The organism is Paenarthrobacter sp. NPDC089322 (assembly GCF_040684895.1).
In the GTDB taxonomy this organism is placed as follows: Bacteria; Actinomycetota; Actinomycetes; order Actinomycetales; family Micrococcaceae; genus Arthrobacter.
In genome coordinates this window covers 84,947-107,463 of record NZ_JBFBGW010000001.1, presented here as the reverse complement: position 1 = coordinate 107,463, position 22,517 = coordinate 84,947, and the positions used below count along the sequence as shown (strand labels likewise).

The 22,517-nt window shown below is 63.5% G+C and carries 19 protein-coding genes; 7 read left to right on the top strand and 12 right to left on the bottom strand.

All coding sequences use genetic code 11. From position 1 onward, the window contains the following. The first annotated feature begins 88 nt into the window (after positions 1-88). Both AB0N65_RS00495 and AB0N65_RS00490 read left to right on the top strand, forming a co-directional pair. A complete protein-coding gene (locus AB0N65_RS00495; protein WP_364156188.1) occupies positions 89-1,309 on the top strand; it encodes an ROK family transcriptional regulator in 1,221 nt (406 codons plus the stop codon). 85 nt (positions 1,310-1,394) lie between these two features. After that, positions 1,395-2,591, top strand: coding sequence for an MFS transporter (locus AB0N65_RS00490; protein WP_364156186.1), 1,197 nt, complete (start codon positions 1,395-1,397; stop codon positions 2,589-2,591). Positions 2,592-2,884: 293 nt separating this feature from the next. Here AB0N65_RS00490 and aceB read toward each other — a convergent pair whose 3' ends face one another. Beyond that, complete coding sequence (gene aceB / locus AB0N65_RS00485) at positions 2,885-4,537, bottom strand: malate synthase A (RefSeq protein ID WP_364156184.1); 1,653 nt, start codon at positions 4,535-4,537, stop codon at positions 2,885-2,887. 250 nt (positions 4,538-4,787) lie between these two features. After that, on the bottom strand, positions 4,788-6,104 hold the full coding sequence (gene aceA, locus AB0N65_RS00480) for an isocitrate lyase (RefSeq protein WP_364156182.1): 1,317 nt from the start codon (positions 6,102-6,104) through the stop codon (positions 4,788-4,790). Between the two features lie 154 nt (positions 6,105-6,258). Here aceA and AB0N65_RS00475 point away from each other — a divergent pair, with 154 nt between their 5' ends. Then, entirely contained in the window at positions 6,259-7,773 is a 1,515-nt protein-coding gene (locus AB0N65_RS00475) for a helix-turn-helix domain-containing protein (protein WP_364156180.1), read from the top strand. A 154-nt stretch (positions 7,774-7,927) separates the two neighbouring features. Beyond that, positions 7,928-9,229, top strand: coding sequence for a serpin family protein (locus AB0N65_RS00470; RefSeq protein ID WP_364156177.1), 1,302 nt, complete (start codon positions 7,928-7,930; stop codon positions 9,227-9,229). 16 nt (positions 9,230-9,245) lie between these two features. Here the strand turns inward: AB0N65_RS00470 and AB0N65_RS00465 are convergent, their stop codons facing one another. Beyond that, a complete protein-coding gene (locus AB0N65_RS00465) occupies positions 9,246-9,860 on the bottom strand; it encodes a TetR/AcrR family transcriptional regulator (protein WP_364156175.1) in 615 nt (204 codons plus the stop codon). 310 nt (positions 9,861-10,170) lie between these two features. Here AB0N65_RS00465 and AB0N65_RS00460 point away from each other — a divergent pair, with 310 nt between their 5' ends. Next, positions 10,171-11,103, top strand: coding sequence for a cytochrome b/b6 domain-containing protein (locus AB0N65_RS00460; RefSeq protein ID WP_364156173.1), 933 nt, complete (start codon positions 10,171-10,173; stop codon positions 11,101-11,103). 62 nt (positions 11,104-11,165) lie between these two features. Here AB0N65_RS00460 and AB0N65_RS00455 read toward each other — a convergent pair whose 3' ends face one another. The 5 genes from AB0N65_RS00455 to AB0N65_RS00435 all read right to left on the bottom strand — a co-directional run bounded on the left by AB0N65_RS00455 (position 11,166) and on the right by AB0N65_RS00435 (position 16,683). Then, the gene (locus tag AB0N65_RS00455) at positions 11,166-12,002 is read right to left on the bottom strand and encodes a hydroxymethylpyrimidine/phosphomethylpyrimidine kinase (protein WP_364156170.1); all 837 of its coding nucleotides are present in this window, start codon (positions 12,000-12,002) and stop codon (positions 11,166-11,168) included. 40 nt (positions 12,003-12,042) lie between these two features. Next, entirely contained in the window at positions 12,043-13,014 is a 972-nt protein-coding gene (locus AB0N65_RS00450) for a TAXI family TRAP transporter solute-binding subunit (RefSeq protein ID WP_364156167.1), read from the bottom strand. Next, positions 13,007-14,419, bottom strand: coding sequence for a HAMP domain-containing sensor histidine kinase (locus AB0N65_RS00445; protein WP_364156165.1), 1,413 nt, complete (start codon positions 14,417-14,419; stop codon positions 13,007-13,009). Before AB0N65_RS00445 ends, AB0N65_RS00450 begins: the two co-directional genes overlap by 8 nt. Beyond that, positions 14,416-15,078 (bottom strand): response regulator transcription factor, encoded by a 663-nt coding sequence (locus tag AB0N65_RS00440; protein WP_364156163.1) that lies wholly within the window; start codon positions 15,076-15,078, stop codon positions 14,416-14,418. The genes AB0N65_RS00445 and AB0N65_RS00440 overlap by 4 nt, the downstream gene beginning before the upstream one ends. A gap of 207 nt (positions 15,079-15,285) precedes the next feature. Continuing rightward, positions 15,286-16,683 carry an MFS transporter gene (locus AB0N65_RS00435; protein ID WP_364156160.1) on the bottom strand — a complete coding sequence of 466 codons (1,398 nt, stop codon included), beginning with the start codon at positions 16,681-16,683 and terminating at the stop codon, positions 15,286-15,288. Between the two features lie 484 nt (positions 16,684-17,167). Here AB0N65_RS00435 and AB0N65_RS00430 point away from each other — a divergent pair, with 484 nt between their 5' ends. Further along, a complete protein-coding gene (locus tag AB0N65_RS00430) occupies positions 17,168-17,674 on the top strand; it encodes an isoprenylcysteine carboxylmethyltransferase family protein (RefSeq protein ID WP_364156157.1) in 507 nt (168 codons plus the stop codon). 238 nt (positions 17,675-17,912) lie between these two features. Beyond that, on the top strand, positions 17,913-18,623 hold the full coding sequence (locus tag AB0N65_RS00425; protein WP_364156154.1) for a queuosine precursor transporter: 711 nt from the start codon (positions 17,913-17,915) through the stop codon (positions 18,621-18,623). 90 nt (positions 18,624-18,713) lie between these two features. Here AB0N65_RS00425 and tgt read toward each other — a convergent pair whose 3' ends face one another. From tgt to AB0N65_RS00405, 4 genes are all read right to left on the bottom strand, one after another. Beyond that, positions 18,714-20,018, bottom strand: a complete 1,305-nt coding sequence (gene tgt / locus AB0N65_RS00420; RefSeq protein ID WP_364156975.1) for a tRNA guanosine(34) transglycosylase Tgt — start codon at positions 20,016-20,018, stop codon at positions 18,714-18,716. A gap of 65 nt (positions 20,019-20,083) precedes the next feature. Continuing rightward, positions 20,084-20,794: an SRPBCC domain-containing protein gene (locus AB0N65_RS00415; protein WP_364156151.1), complete on the bottom strand. Its 711-nt coding sequence runs from the start codon at positions 20,792-20,794 to the stop codon at positions 20,084-20,086. Positions 20,795-20,856: 62 nt separating this feature from the next. Continuing rightward, positions 20,857-21,846, bottom strand: a complete 990-nt coding sequence (locus AB0N65_RS00410) for a DUF6707 family protein (protein ID WP_364156149.1) — start codon at positions 21,844-21,846, stop codon at positions 20,857-20,859. A gap of 74 nt (positions 21,847-21,920) precedes the next feature. Beyond that, complete coding sequence (locus tag AB0N65_RS00405; protein ID WP_364156146.1) at positions 21,921-22,460, bottom strand: NUDIX hydrolase family protein; 540 nt, start codon at positions 22,458-22,460, stop codon at positions 21,921-21,923. Positions 22,461-22,517: the final 57 nt, after the last annotated feature.

Genomic DNA, 22,517 nt, shown 5'->3' with positions numbered 1-22,517 from the left:
CTTTTGTCGATCGTCAAGCAAAAGTTGGAATGTTGCCGACAAACTTCTGCCGCATGACAGGCATAACCAATCGTGCTTCACTAATGACATGAGTTCAGGACCCGGAAACCAGGCTGCCAACGAGGCCTCCCAACAGGAGGCCGGGAGCCTCTCGCGTGCCGGCGACCTCTTTCAGCTTCTCCGGGATGGGCAGGCGCGCACGCGCGCTGAACTGGCCGTGACCACGGGACTCGCACGCTCCACGGTCGCCTCCCGCATCGACGCGCTCATCAGTTCCGGGCTGGTGGGGCCCGCCGGTGAGGCGAGCTCCAGTGGCGGCAGGCCGCCGTCGCGCTTTGCCTTCAACCCGGCCGCGCGCGTGGTGCTGGCGGTCGACGTCGGCGCGACCCACGTGATTGTTGCCGTCACCGACCTTGGCGGCAGTATCCTCGCCGAGCGCCGCCTCGCGCAGGAAGTCGCCGACGGGCCGGACGTTGTGCTGGGGCGCGTGATCGCTGCCGGCAAAGAATTGCTCAAGGAAGCCGGCCGCGAAATCGGCGACCTCGCAGGCATGGGCATCGGCCTCCCCGGACCCGTTGAACACGTCAGTGGCCGGCCCGTCAAGCCGCCGATCATGCCCGGCTGGGACGGATTCGACGTCGTGCCATACGTCCAGCGGTCATTGCCGGTTCCGGTCCTGGTGGACAACGACGTCAACATCATGGCGCTCGGCGAACGGACCGCGTATTGGCCGGAGCACGACAATTTTCTCTTCGTCAAAGTCGCCACCGGCATTGGCGCGGGCATCATCAGCAGCGGCGAACTCCAACGAGGCGCCAATGGCACGGCCGGCGACCTCGGGCACGTCCGTGTGCCCCGCGGCGACGACGTCCTCTGCCGTTGCGGCAACCATGGGTGCCTTGAAGCGCTCGCCTCAGGTCCCGCCGTCGCGCGGCAACTCAAAGCGCAAGGGCTGGAAGCCAGCACAGGAGCGGACGTCCTGCGGCTCGTAGGCGAGGGAAACCTGCAGGCCATCCAGGCGCTGCGGCAGGCAGGCCGCGACGTTGGCGACGTGCTGGCCACAGTGGTCAACCTGCTCAACCCGTCCATGATCATCATCGGCGGAAGCGTGGGCGAAGCGGGCGAGCACCTCGTGGCCGGTATACGCGAGGTGGTTTACCGGCGCTCGCTGCCGTTGGCTACCACGCACTTGCGCATCGGAATCTCCATGGCGGGCGACCGCGCCGCGATCCTGGGTGCCAGCCAGATGGTTACCCAGCATGTTCTTTCGCCGGCAGTGATCGAAGCCACGCTCCAAGCGACCGGCTAAGACCGACTTATGGCTCGTGGCGGGTCGGTGGCGTGATAGCAATGAAAGTGATGAAAACGCTTCCTGCCACGTCCCGTCCCACCCCATGAGCCAGTTCCTCGCGAAAGTTCCCCGCGGCTGGCTGATCCTCGCATGCATTGGGCTCATCGCACTCAACATGCGGGGGCCGTTCGTGGCCGTGGCGCCGGTGGTGGATTCCTTGCAGCAGGACCTCGGCTTCTCCGCAGTTGAGCTTGGGCTGCTGACTGGGATTCCGGTGCTGTGCTTCTCGCTCGCCTCACCCCTTGCGTCCTTCGCCGGTCGCAGGTTGGGCGCCGAGTTCGCCGTGATGCTCACGCTGCTTGGCGTGCTCTTGGGCGTGATAATCCGCTCCAGTGGAGGCGGTGTGCCGGTCATGGCGGGCACCGTCCTGATCGGTGTTGCCATCACCATCGGCAACATCGCGGTGCCCTTGATCATCCGGCGGGATTTCGCGCCGAGGCGGCAAGCTACGGCAATGGGCGTGTACACCGCCGCCCTGAACATCGGTTCCTTCCTCACCTCCGTGGCCACCGCTCCGCTCGCAGAGCTCGTGGGATGGCGCCTCTCCCTTGCTGCCAGTGCCGTGCTGGCAATGGCCGCGATCCTGTTCTGGGTCCCGACGGTGGGAGCTCGTCAAGCCTTCGTTCCTGCAGCCGTACCTGCTGTTGATCGCTCCGCAGCAGGGAAGTCCGCGGGCGTGGGTTGGCTGACTGCCGGGCTCACGCTCGGTTTCGCCGGGCAAGCCTTCTCGTACTACGGCGTTACCGCTTGGCTGCCGAGCTTCCTTTCCGACGAACTCGCCATGGGAACCGCCGAAGCCGGTGCCGGGTCCTCGCTTTTCCAGATCTTCGCGATCATGGGCGGCTTGGGCGTGCCGCTCCTGGCACGCTTTTCAGGTACGACGACGGTGGCGGTCACCTTGAGCGCGTTGTGGTTGACGGTTCCCGTCGGCTTGTTGTTGGCCCCTGACTTCTGGTGGCTATGGTCATCCTTGGGCGGGATCGCGCAGGGTGGTGGCATCACGGTCATCTTCATCGCCGTCATCAAGTTCGCGCGGGATCAGGCATCGGCAGGCAAAATGTCGGCCGTGGTGCAGGGCGTGGGCTACTGTTTCGCTGCTTTGGCCCCGACGATCGTCGGCTACGTGCACGACGTCTCCCTTGGCTGGACCGTGCCGCTGCTGGTGATCCTCGGTTCTGTGCTTACGTTCTGTGTGTGCACTACGTTGTCCGTGCGCTGGGTGGCCCGCCAAGGAAGGTAGCTGCGCGGGAAGGTGAGCCGTGGGGAAGGTGAGCCGTGGGGGAGATGCGCCGTGGGGGAGGTGCGCCGCCGGCGTTGGTGACTGCCGCCGTCGTGCCTACCCAACTGGGTCGCATTTAAGCGCGTTATGAACGGTGTAAACGCGCTTAAGTGCGACTCAGTTGGGTGCGGAAAAGCCCCGGTGCCGGGCTGCCTCCCCGGCCTTCGGGGTCACTTGTTGCGAAGAGTGCAGGCAGCCCAGCGTCGGGGCTATGTGTCCGCGGCGTGGTGTCGCGGGGCTTGACGTGCCGCGGGTCAGGCGGCCACGAGTTCTTCTTCGGTTGCCTCTTCCTTGGCTTCGGTGAGGAAGCGGGCGTAGGCAGGGATGGTCAGGAACGTCGGGAACTCCTCCGTGAGGGTGACTTCCTCAAAGATGCTGCGGGCATCGGCGAAGCGGTCACCGTCGAAGCGCTCCAGACGGGCGAATTCCTCGTCCAGCATGTCTTCGACCCATGCACGGGTGATGATATCGCCGTGCTCGGTGATCGCGTGGGAGTGGATCCACTGCCACAGCTGGGAACGGGAGATCTCCGCGGTGGCGGCGTCTTCCATGAGGTTGTGGATGGCCACTGCGCCGTTGCCCCGGAGCCAGGACTCGATGTAGCGGATACCGACTTCGATGTTCAGGCGGATGCCGGCCTCGGTGATCGAGCCTTCCGTGCTGGCGATGTCGATCAGGGCGCGGTCGTCCGGGGTGACGTCCTCGCGGCTGCGGTCCAACTGGTTCGGCTTGTCACCGAGTACTGAGTCGAAGACTTCGCGGCACACCGGCACCAGGTCCGGGTGGGCCACCCAGGAGCCGTCGAATCCGTCGTTGGCTTCGCGGGTCTTGTCGGCCCGGACCTTCTCGAAGGATGCGGCGTTGGCTGCCTCGTCCTTGCGGTTGGGGACGGCGGCTGCCATCCCGCCGATGGCCATGGCACCACGGCGGTGGCAGGCACGGACCAGTTGCTCGGTGTAGGCGCGCATGAACGGCTGGGTCATTGTCACCTGGCCGCGGTCCGGCAGGACGAAACGCGGCCCGCGGGTGCGGAAGTTCTTGATCAGGGAGAAGATGTAGTCCCAGCGTCCTGCGTTCAGGCCGGAAGCGTGGTCGCGCAGTTCGTAGAGGATCTCTTCCATCTCGAACGCGGCCGTGATGGTTTCGATCAGCACGGTTGCACGGATGGTGCCCTGCGGGATGCCGAGCAGGTCCTGGGCGAGGATGAAGATGTCGTTCCAGAGCCGGGCTTCGAGGTGATTCTCGATCTTGGGCAGGTAGAAGTATGGTCCCTTGCCCTGGGCCAGCAGGCGGCGGGCGTTGTGGAAGAAGTAGAGGCCGAAGTCCACGACGCCGCCGGCGATCGGCTTGCCGTCGATCAGCATGTGCTTCTCCGGCAGATGCCAGCCACGGGGACGGACCACGATGGTGGGCAGTTCCTCGGCGGCCTTGAGCTTGTACTCCTTGCCCTCCGGGGAGGTGAAGTCGATCCGGCGCTCCAGGGCATCGGTCAGGTTCAGCTGGCCTTGGATCACGTTGCGCCACGTCGGCGTGGACGAGTCTTCCATGTCCGCCAGCCACACCTTCGCACCGGAGTTCAGGGCGTTGATGGTCATCTTCTTATCAACCGGACCGGTGATCTCCACGCGGCGATCCTCCAAACCCGGGGCCGGGGGAGCCACCCGCCACGACGGGTCATTCCGGATGCCCTCGGTCTCCGGCAGGAAGCGCGGGTCCTGGCCACTGGAGATCTGGTTGCGCCGGGCGTGCCGCGCCTGCATCAGCTCCTGCCGCCGATCGGCGACCGCCCGGTGCAGCTTCCCGACGAACTCGAGGGCGTCGGGAGTGAGGACCTCGTTCTGCCGCGAAATGGGCTGCGCGGTCAACGTGATGCCGTTAATAGTGAAGTTGTCGGTGAAGCTGTTCATTTCAATCTCTCCTATGAGAAGTAAATGTTCGACGGCGGCACTCGGCTGAGTCGGTTGGGCTTGGAGGGGAAACCCTCCGCGTGCTATTCGCCATCCCGGCCGCTTGGCCTCGCTGGGCTCGGCCGGCGACCGGGACAGGGCCCCTTTTACGCACGCTTCCGGGTTCCCCCTCCAAGCCGCTGCGGTCATGCTCGGGTGAGTCCCGCCGTCGTGCCTTCCGGTGAGCGGAAACTCACTGGGGGCGTGTTGGTTAGTGGAATTGGCCTTCTTCGGTCGATCCGACCAAGGCGAGGGTGGACGCGTTCGGGTTGAGCGCGGTGGCGATGTCGTCGAAGTAGCCGGTGCCGACTTCGCGTTGGTGCTTGGTGGCGGTGTAGCCGCGTGATTCGGAGGCGAATTCCTTTTCCTGGAGCTCGACGTAGGCGCTCATGCCTTCACGGGCGTATCCGTGGGCGAGGTCGAACATCGAGTAGTTCAGGGCGTGGAATCCGGCCAGGGTGATGAACTGGAACGTGAAGCCCATGGCGCCGAGTTCGCGCTGGAACTTGGCGATGGTGGCGTCGTCCAGGTGCTTGCGCCAGTTGAAGGACGGCGAGCAGTTGTAGGAAAGCATCTGGTCCGGGAACTCGGCCTTGACGGCTTCGGCGAACTTGCGGGCCAGTTCCAGGTCCGGGGTGCCCGTTTCCATCCAGATGAGGTCCGAGTAGGGTGCGTAGGCCTTGGCGCGGGCGATGCAGGGTTCGATGCCGTTGCGGACCTTGTAGAAGCCCTCGGCGGTACGTTCGCCTGTGATGAATTCCTGGTCGCGCTCGTCAACGTCGGAGGTGATCAGCGTTGCTGCCTCGGCGTCGGTGCGGGCGATGACGACGGTGGGGGTGCCGGCGACGTCGGCTGCCAGGCGGGCGGCGTTGAGAGTCCGGATGTGCTGCTGGGTGGGGATCAGGACCTTGCCTCCGAGGTGGCCGCACTTCTTTTCGGAGGCGAGCTGGTCTTCCCAGTGAACGCCCGAGGCGCCGGCGGTGATCATGGACTTCATGAGTTCGTAGGCGTTCAGCGGACCACCAAAGCCGGCTTCGGCGTCGGCGACGATCGGGACCAGCCAGTCCTCAACGGTCTTGACGCCCTCGGCGTACTCGATCTGGTCGGCACGGAGCAGGGCGTTGTTGATGCGGCGGACAACCTGGGGGACCGAGTTGGCCGGGTACAGCGACTGGTCCGGGTACGTGTGGCCGGAAAGGTTCGCGTCAGCGGCAACCTGCCAACCGGAGAGGTAGATGGCGCGGAGCCCGGCCTTGACCTGCTGCACGGCCTGGTTGCCGGTCAGGGCACCGAGGGCGTTGGTGTAGCCGCCGTTGGGTGCTTCTTCGGTGAGCTGCTTCCAGAGCTTTTCCGAACCGCGGCGGGCCAGGGTGTGCTCTTCGGAGACGCGGCCGCGGAGGCGGACGACGTCGGTGGCCGAGTAATCGCGGGTGACGCCCTCCCAGCGCGGGTTGGCGGACCATTCAAGTTCCAGCGCTGCGGCCTGCTGCTCGGCGGTCAACTCTGCTGGTTCAAACGAGGCGGTCATTGCATGTCTCCTAATATCCTGGCGGGGCTCCCCGGGGCCGGCCTCCGCTGCGCCTTTGCTGCTTCGGCCGGCTAATCCGGGTCTGTATTTCTTTTCGTGAGAACTACTTTTCTGCACTTTCAAGGGTCTTTCTAGAGGAAAACTATGGAAAGAAATGCAGTTCTTCGCGTATTCTCAAGAAATGTCGCCTGTGAGCTGGAGCCGCGAAGTCGCGTCGCCGTCGTCGTCCCCTGCGTCCCCTGAACTGGACGTGATCAGCCTTGGCCGCCGCGTGCGCCATCTGCGCAAGCAAGCCGGACTGACGCTCGATGACTTAAGCGCCGCCGTCGGGACCGCGCCGAGCCAGTTGAGCCTGATCGAAAACGGTAAGCGGGAGCCCAAGTTGGGGCTGCTCCAGCAGCTTGCAGCGTCGCTGAACGTCAGCATCGATCAACTCCTCGGCGCCGAGCCTCCCAGCCGCCGGGCGGCGCTCGAAATCGAGTTGGAGCGCTACCAGCGGGGGCCGCTGTATGAATCGCTGAACCTGCCGAAAATCCGTATCAGTTCGCGCCTTCCGCTCGATGTCCTGGAGTCCCAGGTTGGACTGCTCCAGGAGCTTGAACGCAAACTTAATGAGCAGGTCGCGACGCCGGAAGAAGCCCGCCGCGCGAACGGCGAGTTGCGTGCCATGATGCGCGAGCGCGGTAACTATTTTCCCGAGTATGAGGCGGAGGCGCAGAAGGTCCTGAAGGGCGTTGGCTACACCTCCGGTCCTTTGAGCCAGCACGTCATTGCCGATATCGCGGAGAACCTCGGTTTCAGCCTCCACCACGTGGGTGATTTGCCGCATTCAACGCGGTCCGTGACCGATTTGAAGAACCGCAGAATTTATCTGACGCAGAACCAGCGCCAGGACCACGACCCCCGTTCCGTGCTCCTTCAGGCTCTCGGCCACTACGTCCTGGGGCATGAGACACCCCGCAACTACGGAGATTTCCTGGCGCAGCGTGTCGCTACCAACTACTTCGCGGCCGCGCTGCTGTTGCCGGAGCACGCCACGGTGGAGTTCCTGCAGAAGGCGAAAGCTGCCAAGGAGATCGCGGTGGAAGACATCCGCGATGCCTTCGCGGTGTCCTACGAAACCGCGGCCCACCGCTTCACCAACCTGGCCACCAAGCACCTGGGCATCACCACGCACTTCCAGAAGACGCACCAGTCCGGCATCATCTACAAGGCCTATGAGAACGATGGCGTGACCTTCCCCCAGGATCACACCGGTGCCATTGAGGGGCAGCCCTCCTGCAAGGCTTGGACATCGCGGGCCGTGTTCGACGTGCCGGACAAGTTCAGCGCCTACAGCCAATACACGGACACGCCCTCCGGCACATATTGGTGCACAGCCCGCACCGAGCGTTCAGCCTCCGGGGAGTTTTCGCTGAGCATCGGCGTTCCGTACCAACACGTGAAGTGGTTCCGCGGACGGGAAACCACGGCGCGGGCTACCTCGAACTGCCCGGACCCGAACTGCTGCAAGCGCCCGCCTGCCGCGTTGGCGAACGAGTGGGCCGGGAATGCCTGGCCGTCCGCCCGCGCGCACTCCCACCTTCTCGCCGCGATGCCCCCAGGCGCGTTCCCCGGCGTGGATGAAACCGAGGTGTACTCCTTCCTCGCGGCGCACTCCGCCCGCTAAGCCCCTGGTCCCAACGCTCTATCACGGATGGGCCACTTTTGACGATCGCTCTCTCACGTTCGGGCAACAATCCGGCATCCCGCTCCCACTTCACGTGAATTTGGGCCGAAACTGGAGCACCATGAAGCCATCACGGTAGCGAGGGGGATGCATCATGGTTCGGGTTCGAAGATTAGTGGCGCTTGCCGCGGCAGCGGCTTTGGTGAGTGGCTCGGCGATGGTCAGTGCCTGTGCGCCCCAACCAGCCGACGTCGGGCTTCTCAAAGCCGACGGCGTCACGCGGCTTTCGGTCCAAAAAGCGGACTACGCTGCCCAACTTGAGACGCTCAAGGCGTCATCGCGCAAACTCGGCGCGGCGTTGTTGGCTGACGGTGGTGATGCCGCCAACGGCAATGTTGTCTCATCGCCGGCGAGCCTGTTGATCGCGCTCAGTATGCTGCGCGCGGGAACGTCCGGTGCCACCGCAGCGGAGCTGGACTCCGTTCTTGGCTTGCCTGCCGAGGGGCGCGACGAAGCGGTGAACGCCCTCCTTGCCGCTTTGGAAAAGTACGACGGCGACCCCGGCTCCGTGGACGAGGACAACCCGCCGCAAGAACCGGTCATGCACGCGGCCAACGGGCTGTTCGTGGACAAGGACGTTCCCACTGGAGAGGAGTACCTCGGGACGCTTGCCAGGCATTACGGGACTGGCGTGTACCCGGTCTCCTTCCGTGACGAGTCGGTCACCAAGCCGGTCATTGACCAGTGGGTCAACAGAAATACGGGTGGACGGATCAAGGAAGCCCCTGCCGGGTACGACCCCGACAACACTTTCAGTCTGCTCAATGCGATCTTCTTCGCCGCGGCGTGGCAAGCGCCCTTCGATCCGTCCGACACGCGCGACGCGCCGTTCACCAAGGCCGGCGGCGAGGTCATCTCCGTACCAACCATGGCCGCTACGGTCAGCATGAAGTACGCTGCGGCCCCCGGCTGGAAAGCAGTTGACCTCCCGTACGCAGAAGGTTTCGTGATGCGTCTGATACTGCCCGACGGCGACACCTCGGGTCCGGCGGGCGCAGTTGCGGTTTCGCCTGAGGTGCTTACCGAGGTTGCCCGGCGCCTGGACGACGCTCCGTTGGAGATGGTGACGATCAGCCTGCCCAAGTGGGACCACAGCACGATGTTCGAACTCAGGAAAGTTCTTCAAGCGATGGGTCTCAGGGAAACGTTGGCCACGGAGAAGGACTTCAACGCCATCCAATCGGGAATGAAGCTCACACAAGCGGCACAAGCGGCCAACATCACGGTGGCGGAGAAAGGGACGGTCGCGGCTGCGGTCACGCAGATCAATGCCGAAGCTGTTGCGGGTACTGTTTCCGAACGTCAGATCATCTTCGACCGCCCGTTCCAGTACGAGATCGTGCACATCGAAACCGGCATGCCGTTGTTCACGGGGTGGGTGGCGGATCCGCGGTGAGGCGGCCCGGTTTCGGCTAGCGCGCCAGCCGCGCCACCAGCACTGCCGCAGCGTTGACGACGTCGTCCGCCTCCCGCTTTGTGGCACTCAAGGCGACCTCGTGTCCGGCAACCGTGATGATATCCGTGATCACGGCGACGGTGAGCCGGCCCAGGGTATCCTCGCTGGTTCCGAGGAGGACTGAGTTCTGCCGTATCCACTCGCGTCCACGCTGGCGTCGGAGGACCTCGAAACCCGGGGGAGTGTCCCCCTCGATGAACACGCGTTCCAGGTCGCGGTGCTTCCAGGTGTAGTCGAAGTAGGTCCGGCTCCCGACATTGAACAGCGTCAGGGGATCATCCTCACCGTTCTTCCGTGCTTTCGCTACTGCTGCCGCCACGAGCCTCTCGTGTTCGTTCTGGTAGTCATCCCACAGCGCCAGGAACAGCTCGGTCTTGCCGCCGAAGTGGTGGTAGAGGCTGCCAACGCTGGAGCCGGAACGGGCCACGATGTCAGAAATCCCGGCGTCGGTGAATCCATGTTCTATGAAGACCGAGGACGCCGCGTCCAGGATGTTACGACGGGTGGAGGCGGTTCGCGTCCACTGCCAAGAGCCTGAAGCCGGTGCTATTTGGGATGTTTTGCGAACCACGGACGCCTTCCTCTCGCAGACGCCCGAAGCGGCGCAGGTACGGCGCGTCGCCGAGCGGTATTTTGGAATCGTACTCCCCACTTTATCCACAACCCTCGTCTCAAGCCTTGACGATGCCTTCTGGGCGCGGAATAATTTTAGAAGTTTGTTCTAGAAATATGTGTTGCAGTATGTATCCAAATGCTGCGATTTTTGACGTCCAACGCACCAAAACCCCGGTGTCGTTTTCACCGTCGGGGAGCAACTGGTTGAATCACTATGAGAGCGCCAACTGGTCGCACGCCAACAAGCCAGAGAGGAACGCGGCCTGATGTCCGTTTCAAGCAAGTCGTCCGGGATCACATCACGCAGGTGGTTCAAACCAGCGGTCATCACCGCGGGGGCCCTTGTTGTGGCGTTGATTCTGGTCCTGGTTGCGCAATGGTTGAGGAGCCTGGCGCCTGTCCAGCAGTTCCTCACGGATTACCCGGGGCACTCTGCCGTCCCCGAAGGCTCACCCACGGGCTTCCCGGCATGGCTCGGTTGGCAGCACTTCCTCAACATGTTCTTCCTCGTCCTGATCATCCGTTCGGGATGGCAGGTCCGCACCACCACTCGTCCACCGGCTTATTGGACGCGGAACAACAAGGGCTTTATCAAGACCAAGAACCCGCCCACCAAAATCAGCCTCGACCTCTGGTTCCACCTCACTTTGGATGCCTTGTGGGTGCTCAATGGCATCATCTTCATCGTGCTTTTGTTCGCGACAGGCCAGTGGCTGCGGATCGTGCCCACCAGTTGGGACGTCTTCCCCAACGCGGTCTCGGCCGGCCTGCAGTACGCGTCCCTGAACTGGCCGGTGGAAAACGGCTGGAACAACTACAACTCCCTGCAATTGCTGACCTACTTCACCACCGTTTTCATCGCGGCCCCGCTGGCCATCATCACGGGTATCCGCATGTCCGGTGCCTGGCCCAAGAAGGCCGCAATCAACAAGTTCTACCCGATCGAGCTCGCCCGCAAGATCCACTTCCCGGTGATGATCTACTTCGTGGCGTTTGTGATCGTCCACGTCACCTTGGTCCTCGCAACGGGAGCGCTCCGGAACCTCAACCACATGTACGCCTCAACGGACGACGCCAACAGTTGGTGGGGCTTCGCCATTTTTGCGGCTTCCATCGTGTTTACGGCCGCCGCGTGGTTCCTGGCACGCCCCCTGTTCCTGCGCCCCATAGCCTCGCTGATGGGCAAGGTCTCGCGCTAGCCCTGAAACAAGACAGCCGCTCCGAAACCCACGGTTTCAGAGCGGCTGTTCTACTTGGGGAGCTAGCTCAGTGCGCCGCCCTGCCACAGGGCATCGAACGGGGCGCCCGACGCCACGCGGTTCCTGATGCCCGCAGTGACGAAAGCCTTGGCTGTGCGTGCAGCCTCCAACGGCGACGCACCCTTCGCCAACTCGGCCGTTATCGCGGCAGCAAGCGAGCAGCCCGCACCGGACACGGCAACCTCGCCCACCTTGGGTGCGCGCAGGACTTCCAGCGTTTCGCCGTCGTAGTAGACGTCGACGGCGTCTGGGCCTTCCAGCCGCACCCCGCCTTTGGCGAGGACCGCTGCGCCGCTAAGTTCGTGGATGCGGATGGCGGCGGCCTTCAGGGACTCTTCGTCCGTGATGGTGACACCGGAGAGGGACTCGGCTTCGAAGTGGTTCGGCGTGACGAACGTGGCCAGCGGGAGGATCTGCGCCTTCAACGCCTGGTCGGTGTCCAGTGCATGCCCGGGTTCCTGTCCCTTGCAGATCAGCACGGGGTCCAGAACGATGTTCGCGAAGGAACCGCCGCCCAGGGCTGCCTCAACCGTGCTGATGGTCGCAGGGCTTCCGAGCATCCCGATCTTCACCGTGTCCAAAACGGAAGGTGCGCCGGAAGCGGCACCATATGCCGCCGTCGTTGCTTCCAATTGGTCGGCGATGACCTGCTGGTCCACCGGTACAAAGCGGTGGGTCCAGTTGTCCTGGGGATCGAAGGAAACGATGCAGGTGAGGTTGACGATGCCAAAGACTCCCAGTTGCTGGAAGGTTTTGAGGTCGGCTTGCGCACCGGCGCCGCCGGTCGCTTCCGAGCCGGCGATGGTCAGTGCAATGGCAGGGGAAACGGCTGAAGTCATGGCTTCCATTTTGCCAGTTCCCTGACGATGCCTTGGTTTCTCAGCCGTGCAACGCCCTGTAGGCACCCTCGGCCGACGGATGCAGCGGAACGTTTGCGGTGTTGATGAGGGTCTCAGGACTGAGGAACTGCACGCCCGTGCTGGAGGCCGGAACAAGATTCTGCGCGTGCTCCACCAGCAGCTCAACCGTCTTTTCCACGATCTCATCGGACAGGTCCCGGCGGCACAGCAGCAGGTTGGCCACCCCCACCGTCCACACAGCCGGTGCGTCGCCGTAGCTGTTGGCCGGGATCAGCACCCGGTCGTAGAAGAATCCGGACTGCGCGCGGGTCTCGGGAATCAGGCCCGAGAGGTCCAACAGCCTCAGTCGCATGTCCTTGGCGGCCGTCACAACGGGAGCCGTGGGGACACCGCCGGACTGGATCATCACGTCGATGGATCCGTTCTTCAAGGCCGTCAGGGCCTCATTCAGGCCCAGGTTCACTTGTTTCACTGCGCGTTCGACGGGGACCTGGTCCGGCGCCAGTCCTGCCGCGGCGATGATCCGGCCTGCGGTGAGGGTGGTCCCGGAACCAACCTCGCCCACGGCTGCGGTTTTGCCCGCCAAATCCGCGAAGGTGTTGATTCGGCTGTCGTCCCGCACAATGCAGTGGACATAGTTTTCATACACCTTGCCGAGGGCAACCAGCTGGCCGCCAGCCTGCCCCGCGGACGTTTCGGTGAGGGCCGTATCGGCCAGCGCGACGGCGAAAGTCGCCTCGCCGGAAAGAACCCGCCTCACGTTGTCCAAGCTTCCGCCGGTCACCACGGGCGACGCGGTTGCCGCTACGCCTTCGCGCTCAAGCAGGTCAGCCAGGAGCGTTGCGAACTCCAGGTAGAAGCCGCCCGGTTCCCCGCCGGCTACGGTCAGCTGCTGCGGCCTGGATCCGGGGGTGCAGGACGCCGAAGGTATCAACACGCCAAGCGCCAGCCCGGCTTTGAGGACAGTACGGCGGGCCATCAGCTCAGCCATCCGAACCACCCTTGAACTCGAGCCGGGCAATCAATCCGTGCGGTTCCTGCGTTTCAAGGATCAGCCGCCCGCCGTTTGCCTGCGCAAGCCTCTGCACAATCGTCATGCCCAAGCCGTTTCCAGGAATCGCGCTATGCTCCGGTGCACGCCAAAACCGAGTGGTGGAGGCGGTGCGCTGCTCAGCTGTGAGGCCCGGGCCGTCGTCGGAAACTACCACGGCGGCACCCTCCCGGGTGGGCTTGGCCGTCACAGCGATGTGGCCGCCGGGAGCATACTTGACGGCGTTGGCGAGGAGTTCGCCCACCATATGCGCTAGTTCCTCGGGGTTGCACTCCAGCTCCAGCGGCGTGTCCGGCTGGTTGAGGGTGATTGTCGATCCCGCCAACCGGACTGCGGGAGCCACACGTTCCACTTCGCCTTGCAGGACAGGGAAGGGATCGATGACGGTCGGTCGACTGTGCTCAGACGCGGGCCGGGTTCCAGCAGCCCCCTCGAAGGCGCGGTGTTCCGCGGCCGCCAGCTTCAGCACGCCGTCGAGGATTTCCTCCACGCGCTCCAACTCAGCCACCACGCCGTCCGCTGCCTCCTTTTCCTTTGCGGTCTGAAGCTCAAGCCGCAGCAGGTCGATCCGCAACCGAAGCGCACCCACAGGGTTCCGCAGCTGGTGTGAGGTGTCCGCGATGAGCTGGCGTTGCGACTCGATGCTCTGACTGACAGTGGTGGCCATCGTGGAGAATGCACGGCTCAACTCCCGGAGTTCGGGCGGCCCGGCCTCGGGGAGTTGGCTGGTCTTGCCGGTGGCTTCCAGCTGGTGGACTGCCCTGCTGAGCCGATGGACCGGCCGCAGGACCCAGCCGCTGACGCGCGCCGCTGCAACCAGCAGCAATGCACCCATCGCCACAGCTGCCACTCCGACGGCGATCCAGCGCTCCCGCAGTTTCGTCCGGGCTGCGCCGAGGTCTACTTCCAGGACGACCTCGCCGAGGACCTGGCTGGCCGTTCCAAAAGAGCGGGAGATGGTCTCTGTGCCCGTGTTGGGGGAGAAGGGGCTGATGGTGCTGATGGTTGTGTCGCTCAGGTTGAGGCTTGCCCGGTTGAGGGCGCTGCGGACGTCGGGCCGGTCCTCGCTGAGGCCGCCGGAACTGAGGGTTTGTTGCTGGAGGCGGATCAGGATCCCTTCGCCGTAGAGCTGCGAGTACCTGTCCATTTCGCGTTTAAGTTGGGTGGTGTCGTTGTCGTTTGAGGCGTCATTGGCCAGTTGGGCAAAACGGTTCAAGGCGGCCACCCGGTTGATCTGGACTTCCTGGGTGAGCTCCCTTGCGGACGACGTAAGGATCACGCTGCAGACCGTCGCCACAATGAGGACCGCGATCACGCTCAGGATGCCCAGGACCCGGACTTTCATCCCTGCTCCACGCGGTAGCCGACGCCCCGGACGTTGATGATGAATCCCGGGAGTTGGAGCTTGGACCTGAGCCCGGTGAGGTGGACGTCCAAGGAACGGGAGTGCGCCAGGAACGCGTCGCCCCACAGCGCATCCAGGATCTGTTCCCGTGTCACCACCGAACCGGCGTTCCTGACGAGGAGGCCCAGGAGGTCGAACTCGGTTGCCGTTAAGGCAAGGTCCCGCCCTTCCACTGTGGCGACGCGCCGGTCCAGGTCCACGATCAGCGGACCAAGCACGATCAGCTGGGGAGCACTGGGGCCGGAGCGGTTGGTGCGACGTGTCACCGCTTCGATTCTCGCGAGCAGTTCCACGAGCTTGACGGGCTTCACCAGGTAGTCGTCCGCCCCCGACCTGAGGCCCAGCACCACGCTGCGTTCATCGTCCCGCGCCGTGAGGATCAGGATGGGGACGAGGGTCACTTGGCGGAGTTTTCGGAGGACGTCCAAGCCATCCAGATCGGGAAGCCCAAGATCCAGCAGGATCACCTCGTGGTTCCGATGCTCCAAGAGCGCGTCCTCGCCACGTGCAACCCTTGTGGGCTTGTGGCCTGCCGACGCAACGGCGGCGCCGAGGGCTGATGCCATGGCGTCGTCGTCCTCGACGATGAGCACGTGCACGGTGGTCTTCCTTTGGGTCGCGGGGTTTGGTCCGTCTTGGAGGTTACTCCTTTCCCGGCGCATCCGTCCCCCCGACGCTCTCTCACCTCTGGCCGCCTTTCCCGGCACGCTCGCTCACCAGCCGACCGCCATTAACGGTGTGAGGCCCGCTCTGCGTCCTTCGGAGCATTCAAAGGGCGCAGAGCGGGCCTCACAACAGTAGGAGAACTAGGCGTTGACGAGGTCCTTCTTGTCGTCGCCGTCCTTCGTGGAGCCCTTGTCGCCGAACGCATCGCCTTGTTCTGCATCCAAGTGCGTAGCCTTCTTGTTCTTCAAAGCGAAGATGTAGACCAGCAGCGAGACGAAGATCGCAACCGTGACGTAGGTGAAGAACATGTCCACTTGGCCGGCCTTCTGCAGCGCCGCGCCGATCAACGGCACCGTCCCGCCGAACAGCGAGTTGGCGATCGCGTAACCAAGGCCCACGCCCAGTGCCCGGATGGAGGCAGGGAAGAGTTCTGCCTTCACGAGTGCGTTGATGGACGTATATCCGCCAACCATCAGCAAGCCGCCCATCATGAGCAGGAACGCCATCAAGGGATCCTTGGTGCCGGCAAGTGTGGACAACAGAGGCCACGTGAACAGGACGCCGGTCACGCCGAACCACACAAGGAGTGGCTTGCGGCCGATCTTGTCGGAAAGCAGGCCATAGACGGGCTGCAGCAACATGAAGATGAACAGCGCCCAGAAATTGATGACGGAGGTGTCGGTCTTGGCGATGCCCGACGTATCGTTCATGAACTTCAGGATGAAGTTGGTGTACGTGTAGAACGCGACAGTTCCGCCCAGGGTGATTCCGATGCAAATCAGCAGAGGCTTCCAGTGCTTGGTGAACAGCAACTTCATGGTGCCCGGTTGGGCTTCGCCTTCCACCTTGACGTGAGCGGCCCTGATCTGGTCCGCCGAGACCGTCTCTTCCATGGAACGGCGCAGCCACAGAACCACCAGCGCGGCAAGCCCCCCGATAGCGAACGGAATACGCCAGCCCCACTCAGTCAGGGCTTCCTTGCTCATGGTGTTCTGCAAAATCACAAGCACCAGGAGGGCAAGCATCTGGCCGCCCACGAGCGTCACGTACTGGAAGCTGGAGAAGAAACCGCGGCGCTTGGCGGTTGCCGCCTCCGACATGTACGTAGCGCTGGTCCCGTATTCACCACCAACCGAGAAACCCTGCACCACTCGGATGAACACCAGCAGGATCAGCGCCCACAGGCCAATGACATCCTGCGTCGGCAGGATTGCGATGCCGAACGAACCGGCCGACATCAACGTCACACTGAGTGTCAGTGCAGCTTTCCGGCCCTTGCGGTCAGCGTAACGGCCGAAGAACCAGCTGCCGATCGGGCGCATGAGGAACGACGTCGAAAAGACCGCCATCGCTTCAAGGCCGGCCTGCAGGTCATCCGAGGAGTTGAAAAAGTGCGACTGGAAATACGCTGCGAACACTGTGTACACGTAGAGGTCGAACCACTCCACGAGGTTGCCCGCGGAGCCCTTGAGAATGTTGCTCACGGCCTTGCGGGTCTGCGCGGCCTCGCTCAGAGGCGCAGCTTGTTGGGTGCTCATCAATGAACCTTCCTGGACAGCTGCACAGGTGGCAGCCGTGTCTTGCATGAGTTCGTTCTGTCCATGAAGCTCGTGCTCATGGCGTCCTTGCGCATGGCTCTTCGTCGACTAAGAAAGGCCCTATTGGGTGAAGAGGACATGTTCCAAACTATGGGTGATGCAGGGCACAGCCAACGCGGGAGCAGTTTTCCTAACACTTCCTTAGGTTTTGGGTTAAGTCCGGGGCCGTCGCTTGAGTCTCGGGGCCGCACCGGTTGGGTCTCGACGGCGGTCCGCTCCGTCCGCTGAGCCCGGGGGCGTCGGTTGGTTAGGGCTCGACGGCGGTCCACCGGGTTGGGTGCCCATCGCTGCATCCGCTGTGCTCTCGCACCCTCTCTCACTGTTGGCCGCTTTTTGGCGATCGCTCTCTCACCGTTGGCCGCGTCTTGGCGATCGCTCTCTCACCACTGCAACCCGACCATGGCAATCGGGAACCGGCCGGATTATGGTTCATGGCATGGGTGCAGTTCGGCGGACGGCTCTTGCTCTGAAACAGGAAGCAGGCAGGATACCTCTACCGCCTGGTCAAGTGCTGGGACTAGTTATTGATGCGGTCCTTCAACGCAGGTATCCCACCCCGCCCCTCCCAGCCCGGGGCCTACGCCGAGCACTTGGAACTTGCATAGCGGTGACTGGTGCAGGCATCACTGTCTGGGCTGTTGTCGAACGCCGGCGACACACCACGGGCAGCTTTGTCCTGGGACACCCTGAGGAACTCGTGACCACCGGTCCCTATGCCGCCAGTCGACACCCGATGTATCTAGGGTGGTGGTTGATCCACTCCGGGGTGGCACTTTCCGGAGGTTCAGCCTCTGCCTTGGCGACCTTGCCCGCCGGGATCCTTGTGGAACATATGGGCGCGTTGTGGGAAGAGAAAGTGCTCCTCAAAGAATTTGGACAATCTTACGCTGACTACTCGGCAAGGGTTCCGCGCTACTTCGGCATTCGGTAAGGCACCACACCCCTCACCCGCGCGCAAGAACCGCCATTGAGGGTGACCCGTCGGCGCTTTCGGGTGGTTTGGTGCTAGAGGGTTGGCCGGTGGGGGTGGTTTTGGTGCGAGAGGGTTTACCTATCGGAGTGGGACAATGGGAACGGTGCCGGCCGAGTGCCCACCACCCACAGTGCTAATACAGCGGGGTGCCCCAACAGCTGGGTGCCTGCGCGAACCACTACGAAATGGATGACCCATGCCCTCGCCCTCCGGCTCCAGTACTTTGAGCAAGCCCACGCCCAGATTCGCTTCCATCGGCTCTCCTTATTTCGGCATCATGCTGGCCGTCATGGCCGTGGTGCTGATCCTGTCCAATATCGGTGCTTCCAAGGGCGTGGCGTTCGGCCCGATCATCACTGACGGCGGCTTCTTCCTCTTCCCGTTGGCCTACATCCTGGGCGACGTCATGAGCGAGGTCTACGGCTTCAAGGTGGCACGCAAGGCCATCATCACGTCCTTCGCCCTTTCCGTGTTCGCCTCGCTCTGCTACTGGGTGATCATCATTCTGCCCGGCTTCAACGACGAGTACGGCGTCGCCAAGCAAGCCGCCATCGAGGGTGCACTCGGCCCAGTGCCTCAGATCGTGGTGGCGTCGCTCCTCGCGTTCCTTGCCGGGCAGACCATCAACTCGTGGATCCTGGTGAAGATGAAGCAGCGGACGGGGGAGAAGACCCTCTGGGCGCGGCTCATGGGATCCTCCGTGGTGGGCGAGTTCGTGGACACCTTGATCTTCTGCAGCATCGCGGCGTCCGTCATCGGCATCACGGATGCGGGCTCGTTCGTCAACTACGTCCTGGTGGGCTTCCTCTACAAGACCGCAGTGGAGTTCATCTTCGTCCCGATCACCATGGCCGTGGTCGGGTGGATCAAGAAGCGCGAGCCGAGCTACGGGGAAGTCGCCGCGTAGCAGCCACCCATTTCGACGGCTCGCGGCGCATTAGATGGTCCTGCCGTCTAGTGCGCGGCGGTCCGCCCAAACGGGCGCACCTAGCAACACCTACGAGTAGTACCGGCCCAGCGTCTCTGCCTTGAACTCGAAGAAGTCTCCGGATTCGATGGCCAGGCGGGCATCGTCCACCATCTTCACCACGAAGCGCTCGTTGTGGATGGAGATCAGGGTTGCGGAGAGCATCTCCTTGGCCTTGTACAGGTGGTGGATGTAGGCCCGCGAATAATTCGAGCACGCGTAGCAGTCGCAGCCTTCCTGCAATGGCCCGAAGTCCTTCTTGTACTTCGCGCCGGAGAGGTTGAACCGGCCGTAGGGCGTGTAGAACGCGGAGTTCCGGGCCACACGCGTGGGGGAGACACAGTCGAACGTGTCCGCACCGTTTTCGATGGCCGTGAAGATGTCATCCGGCTCGGAGATCCCGAGCAAATGGCGGGGCTTGTCCTCGGGAAGTTCCTCGTTGCACCACCGCACGATCGTCCCCAGGTTTTCCTTCTCCAACGCCCCGCCAATGCCATACCCGTCAAAAGGCATGGCTCCGAGGTCCCGGCAGGCCTTGCGCCGCAGGTCTTCATACTGCGCACCTTGAATGACGCCAAACAACGCCTGGTACGGCTTGCCCACCCGGGAGGCCGTCAAAGAAGCATGCTCCTCCAGGCACCGGAGGGCCCACAACCGCGTTCGCTCCAGCGACTCCTCTTGGTACGCCCTAGAGTTCTGCAGCGTAGTGAGCTCGTCGAACGCGAACATGATGTCTGCGCCGATCTGGTGCTGGACCTGCATGGAGATTTCCGGGGAGAAGCGGTGCCGGTCGCCGTTGAGGTGCGACTTGAACCACACACCGTCGTCGTCGATGTGCGCGAGCCGTTCCTTGCCCGGTGCCACGGCGTCATCAGGCCCGGAAGTGTCCACATGCTTCATATCGATGACCTTCTTGAACCCCGAGCCCAGGCTCATCACCTGGAACCCCCCGGAATCCGTGAACGTCGGCCCCGGCCAGTTCATGAAGGCGCCCAGCCCGCCCGCAGCGTCGAGGATCTCCGGCCCTGGCTGAAGGTACAGGTGGTAGGCGTTGGCCAGGACAGCTTGCGCCCCGAGGTCTGCGATGGACTCGGGCAGCACTGCTTTGACGGTCGCTTTGGTCCCGACGGCGATGAACGCGGGCGTCTGTATGGTTCCGTGCGGTGTGGAGATGGTTCCGGTCCGGCCCAGGAAAGCGCCGCCGTTGGCGTCCACCAAGGCGTCCGACGGCGGGCACGTTTCAGTCAGGCGCCTGCCCACCTGAAAGCCGAACTCGGTTTGCCGCTCGGGAAGACCGGCGGGCGATTCGGCAGGAGCGGTGGACGACGAAGACAAAGAAGCGGAAGCTGGCACGCTACAAGTGTGCCAGCTTTACCCTTGGTAACCTGCCCGGAGGCCGGTCAGGAACTGTAGTTCGCTTCCTTCCAGTTGTCCCACGAAGACCGGATATCCGCCAGAGTGTGGGCCCCCAGATCGTACGTGGAGGCAATCACCATGGAGCCGCCGTCGGGCCTTTTCTCCGGGATTGGCAGCTGCTCGGCCACGATCAGCAGGCCATCTCCGTGGGCCGCGTAGCTGTGAACAGTGAGGCCCACTTGGTGGCGGCTCTTGAACCAGACCTTGCCGGAAATTTTCTCTCCGGTCCCCAGGGTGAGTGAGTATTCGTCGCCGACCGGCGGAAGGTCGCCCAGCCCCAGCTTTTCGATGGCCGGCCCACCCTTGCCCGGGAGTGAGACGAAGTGGGTGCGACGGTGCCCGTGCGGGTGCCGTTCCAGGGCGAAACGAAGTTGGTGCAGGAACGTAAGCCAGCCTTGGGTGATGTCCTCGTCCCATTCGGCCCACTCGGAATTGTGGTCGAGCGCAGCCCGGGTGACCTTGACCTCGGTGCCACCGGAGACGGGGTGCAGTTCGAACTCGTCCCCACCGTTGACGGTCAAACTGGTGTGGTCCGGTCCTTCCACGACGTCTGTGTTGAAGTAGATCTGTTTGATTTCGTCGGCAAGGTCATCGGCTTCCCAGCCATGCCATTGAGCCACCAGCGACGGTTCGCGCAGCATAGTCCAAACCTGCTGCGCGTCAGCATTAATCACAACGCTCAGATTGTTCGTCATGGGCCCGAATCTACCGCCGTTCGTGCCTATAAAACAGGGCTTGAACTTCGCTGCCGACAGGCCTAGGCACGCACCGCTTCCAGTTCGTTTCCAATCCGTCGGCCCAACTCTTCCTCGCCGATCGTCTTCGATCCGCCGTGGGCGCGCAGGAACAGCAGCGCGTCGAGCCGCAGGTACCGCCATTCACGTTCGGCTTCGTGATTGCCGTTGTCGATCGCGCGGAAGATTTCTTTGTCGTAGAGGTTGGGTTCGTTGAGCGCGCGTTGCCGGACGCGGGCATTGATCCGGGCTTTGAACGGGTCTTCTTCCTGGGATTCGGGGGCGCGCAGGAGTTTCTCGTACAAGGCGGCGCGTTCCGTTTGCCCGGATTCGCGGCAGATGAAACTGGATAACGCCAGGGCCCGCTCGATTGACGCCCAGCGGTCCAGATTACCGTCGAACGGCAGGACGTTCAGGAGGTCGGCGACCGCGAGCGCGTGGTCGGGATCGCGGAGCACGACGCACAGGTCGAACGCGAGGTCGCTCAGGTCGCGGAGGCAGCTGCCGGACTTGGTGTTGATGCCTTTGGTGAGCCGATCGGCCAGTACCTGCACGCCGTTCTTGCCCTTGTGGCTGGCTGCGGCCGCGCGGACCACGGCTTCGGGCGTCCCGTCGGGCCCGGGGATCAGGGCGAGTTCTTCGGCGGTCGGTCCGGTATACGCGGGCGGGGCAGCGGGGCGGGGAGGTACGACGACGGCGGGGCTGGCCGTTGCTCCGGCGTCCGGTTCTTCGGAGGTGCTTGAGTCCGGGGCGGCATCCGCTGCGGGCTCGGCGGCGGCGCCGGGCGAATTTCCCTCACCCACAGGAACACTGGACCGTGCAGCGATCCGCAGGCTGCCGCCGTCGAGCGTTGTGACGAGGACCAAAGCGGCGACGCCGTAATCGTCGTCCTCAACGTCGATGCCGGCGATTTCCCGGGCGGGACCGTCCCCTGGAGGGTACACAAAGTCTCCGGGTTGCAGGTCCCCAGCCTGCTTCTCGCGGTACTGCTCTGAGGCTGGGCTGTGAGTCATCGGAAGTCCTTTGGTTCTCTTACGGTCCGCCGTCCAGTCTACAAAAGGGGACCGCCCGGAGCCCCGAGGACCCGCTAGACGACGATGCCGGAGAACGCCAAGGCCTGGCGTACGAGGTTGCCGCGGCCACCTTCGAATTCCTGCTGCACGCCGTCGCTCAGGACTTCCTGGGGCGTCATCCAGGTGAGTTCCAAGGCGTCTTGGCGGGGTTCGCATTCGCCGGTGACGGGGATGATGAACACCAGCGACACGGCGTGTTGACGATCGTCGGTGAAGCCGGTCTGGGAGGGCGCCGGGAAGTATTCCGCCACCGTGAAGGGCACCGGGCTGATGGGCAGCTGCGGGAACGCGAGGGGGCCGAGGTCCTTCTCCATGTGACGCAGGAGTGCTGCCCGGATGGTTTCGCGGTAGAGGACCCGGCCGGAGACGAGGTAGCGGACCATGTTGCCGTCGGCGTCCCCCTGGAGGAGGGAGCCGACTTCGTTGACGTACCCGAGCGGATCAAGGCGGACGGGGACAGCCTCCACGTAGACCATGGGGAGGCGGCCGCGGGCTTCGAAGAGGTCTTCGTCGGAAAGCCAGCCTGGATACGGGTCGGGTGTACGTACGCTCATGGTTAAGTTCTACCGCATCCCCGGCCGAAGTTCCCTTGGTGTCATAACGGGCACGGG

Bases quoted from the DNA above. Each gene is read 5' to 3' on its own strand.
- AB0N65_RS00495 (WP_364156188.1), top strand. From the start codon at position 89: ATGAGTTCAGGACCCGGAAACCAGGCTGCCAACGAGGCCTCCCAACAG.
- AB0N65_RS00490 (WP_364156186.1), top strand. From the start codon at position 1,395: ATGAGCCAGTTCCTCGCGAAAGTTCCCCGCGGCTGGCTGATCCTCGCA.
- aceB (WP_364156184.1), bottom strand. From the start codon at position 4,537: ATGAACAGCTTCACCGACAACTTCACTATTAACGGCATCACGTTGACC.
- aceA (WP_364156182.1), bottom strand. From the start codon at position 6,104: ATGACCGCCTCGTTTGAACCAGCAGAGTTGACCGCCGAGCAGCAGGCC.
- AB0N65_RS00475 (WP_364156180.1), top strand. From the start codon at position 6,259: ATGCAGTTCTTCGCGTATTCTCAAGAAATGTCGCCTGTGAGCTGGAGC.
- AB0N65_RS00470 (WP_364156177.1), top strand. From the start codon at position 7,928: ATGGTTCGGGTTCGAAGATTAGTGGCGCTTGCCGCGGCAGCGGCTTTG.
- AB0N65_RS00460 (WP_364156173.1), top strand. From the start codon at position 10,171: ATGTCCGTTTCAAGCAAGTCGTCCGGGATCACATCACGCAGGTGGTTC.
- AB0N65_RS00455 (WP_364156170.1), bottom strand. From the start codon at position 12,002: ATGACTTCAGCCGTTTCCCCTGCCATTGCACTGACCATCGCCGGCTCG.
- AB0N65_RS00450 (WP_364156167.1), bottom strand. From the start codon at position 13,014: ATGGCTGAGCTGATGGCCCGCCGTACTGTCCTCAAAGCCGGGCTGGCG.
- AB0N65_RS00445 (WP_364156165.1), bottom strand. From the start codon at position 14,419: ATGAAAGTCCGGGTCCTGGGCATCCTGAGCGTGATCGCGGTCCTCATT.
- AB0N65_RS00435 (WP_364156160.1), bottom strand. From the start codon at position 16,683: ATGAGCACCCAACAAGCTGCGCCTCTGAGCGAGGCCGCGCAGACCCGC.
- AB0N65_RS00430 (WP_364156157.1), top strand. From the start codon at position 17,168: ATGGTTCATGGCATGGGTGCAGTTCGGCGGACGGCTCTTGCTCTGAAA.
- AB0N65_RS00425 (WP_364156154.1), top strand. From the start codon at position 17,913: ATGCCCTCGCCCTCCGGCTCCAGTACTTTGAGCAAGCCCACGCCCAGA.
- AB0N65_RS00415 (WP_364156151.1), bottom strand. From the start codon at position 20,794: ATGACGAACAATCTGAGCGTTGTGATTAATGCTGACGCGCAGCAGGTT.
- AB0N65_RS00410 (WP_364156149.1), bottom strand. From the start codon at position 21,846: ATGACTCACAGCCCAGCCTCAGAGCAGTACCGCGAGAAGCAGGCTGGG.
- AB0N65_RS00405 (WP_364156146.1), bottom strand. From the start codon at position 22,460: ATGAGCGTACGTACACCCGACCCGTATCCAGGCTGGCTTTCCGACGAA.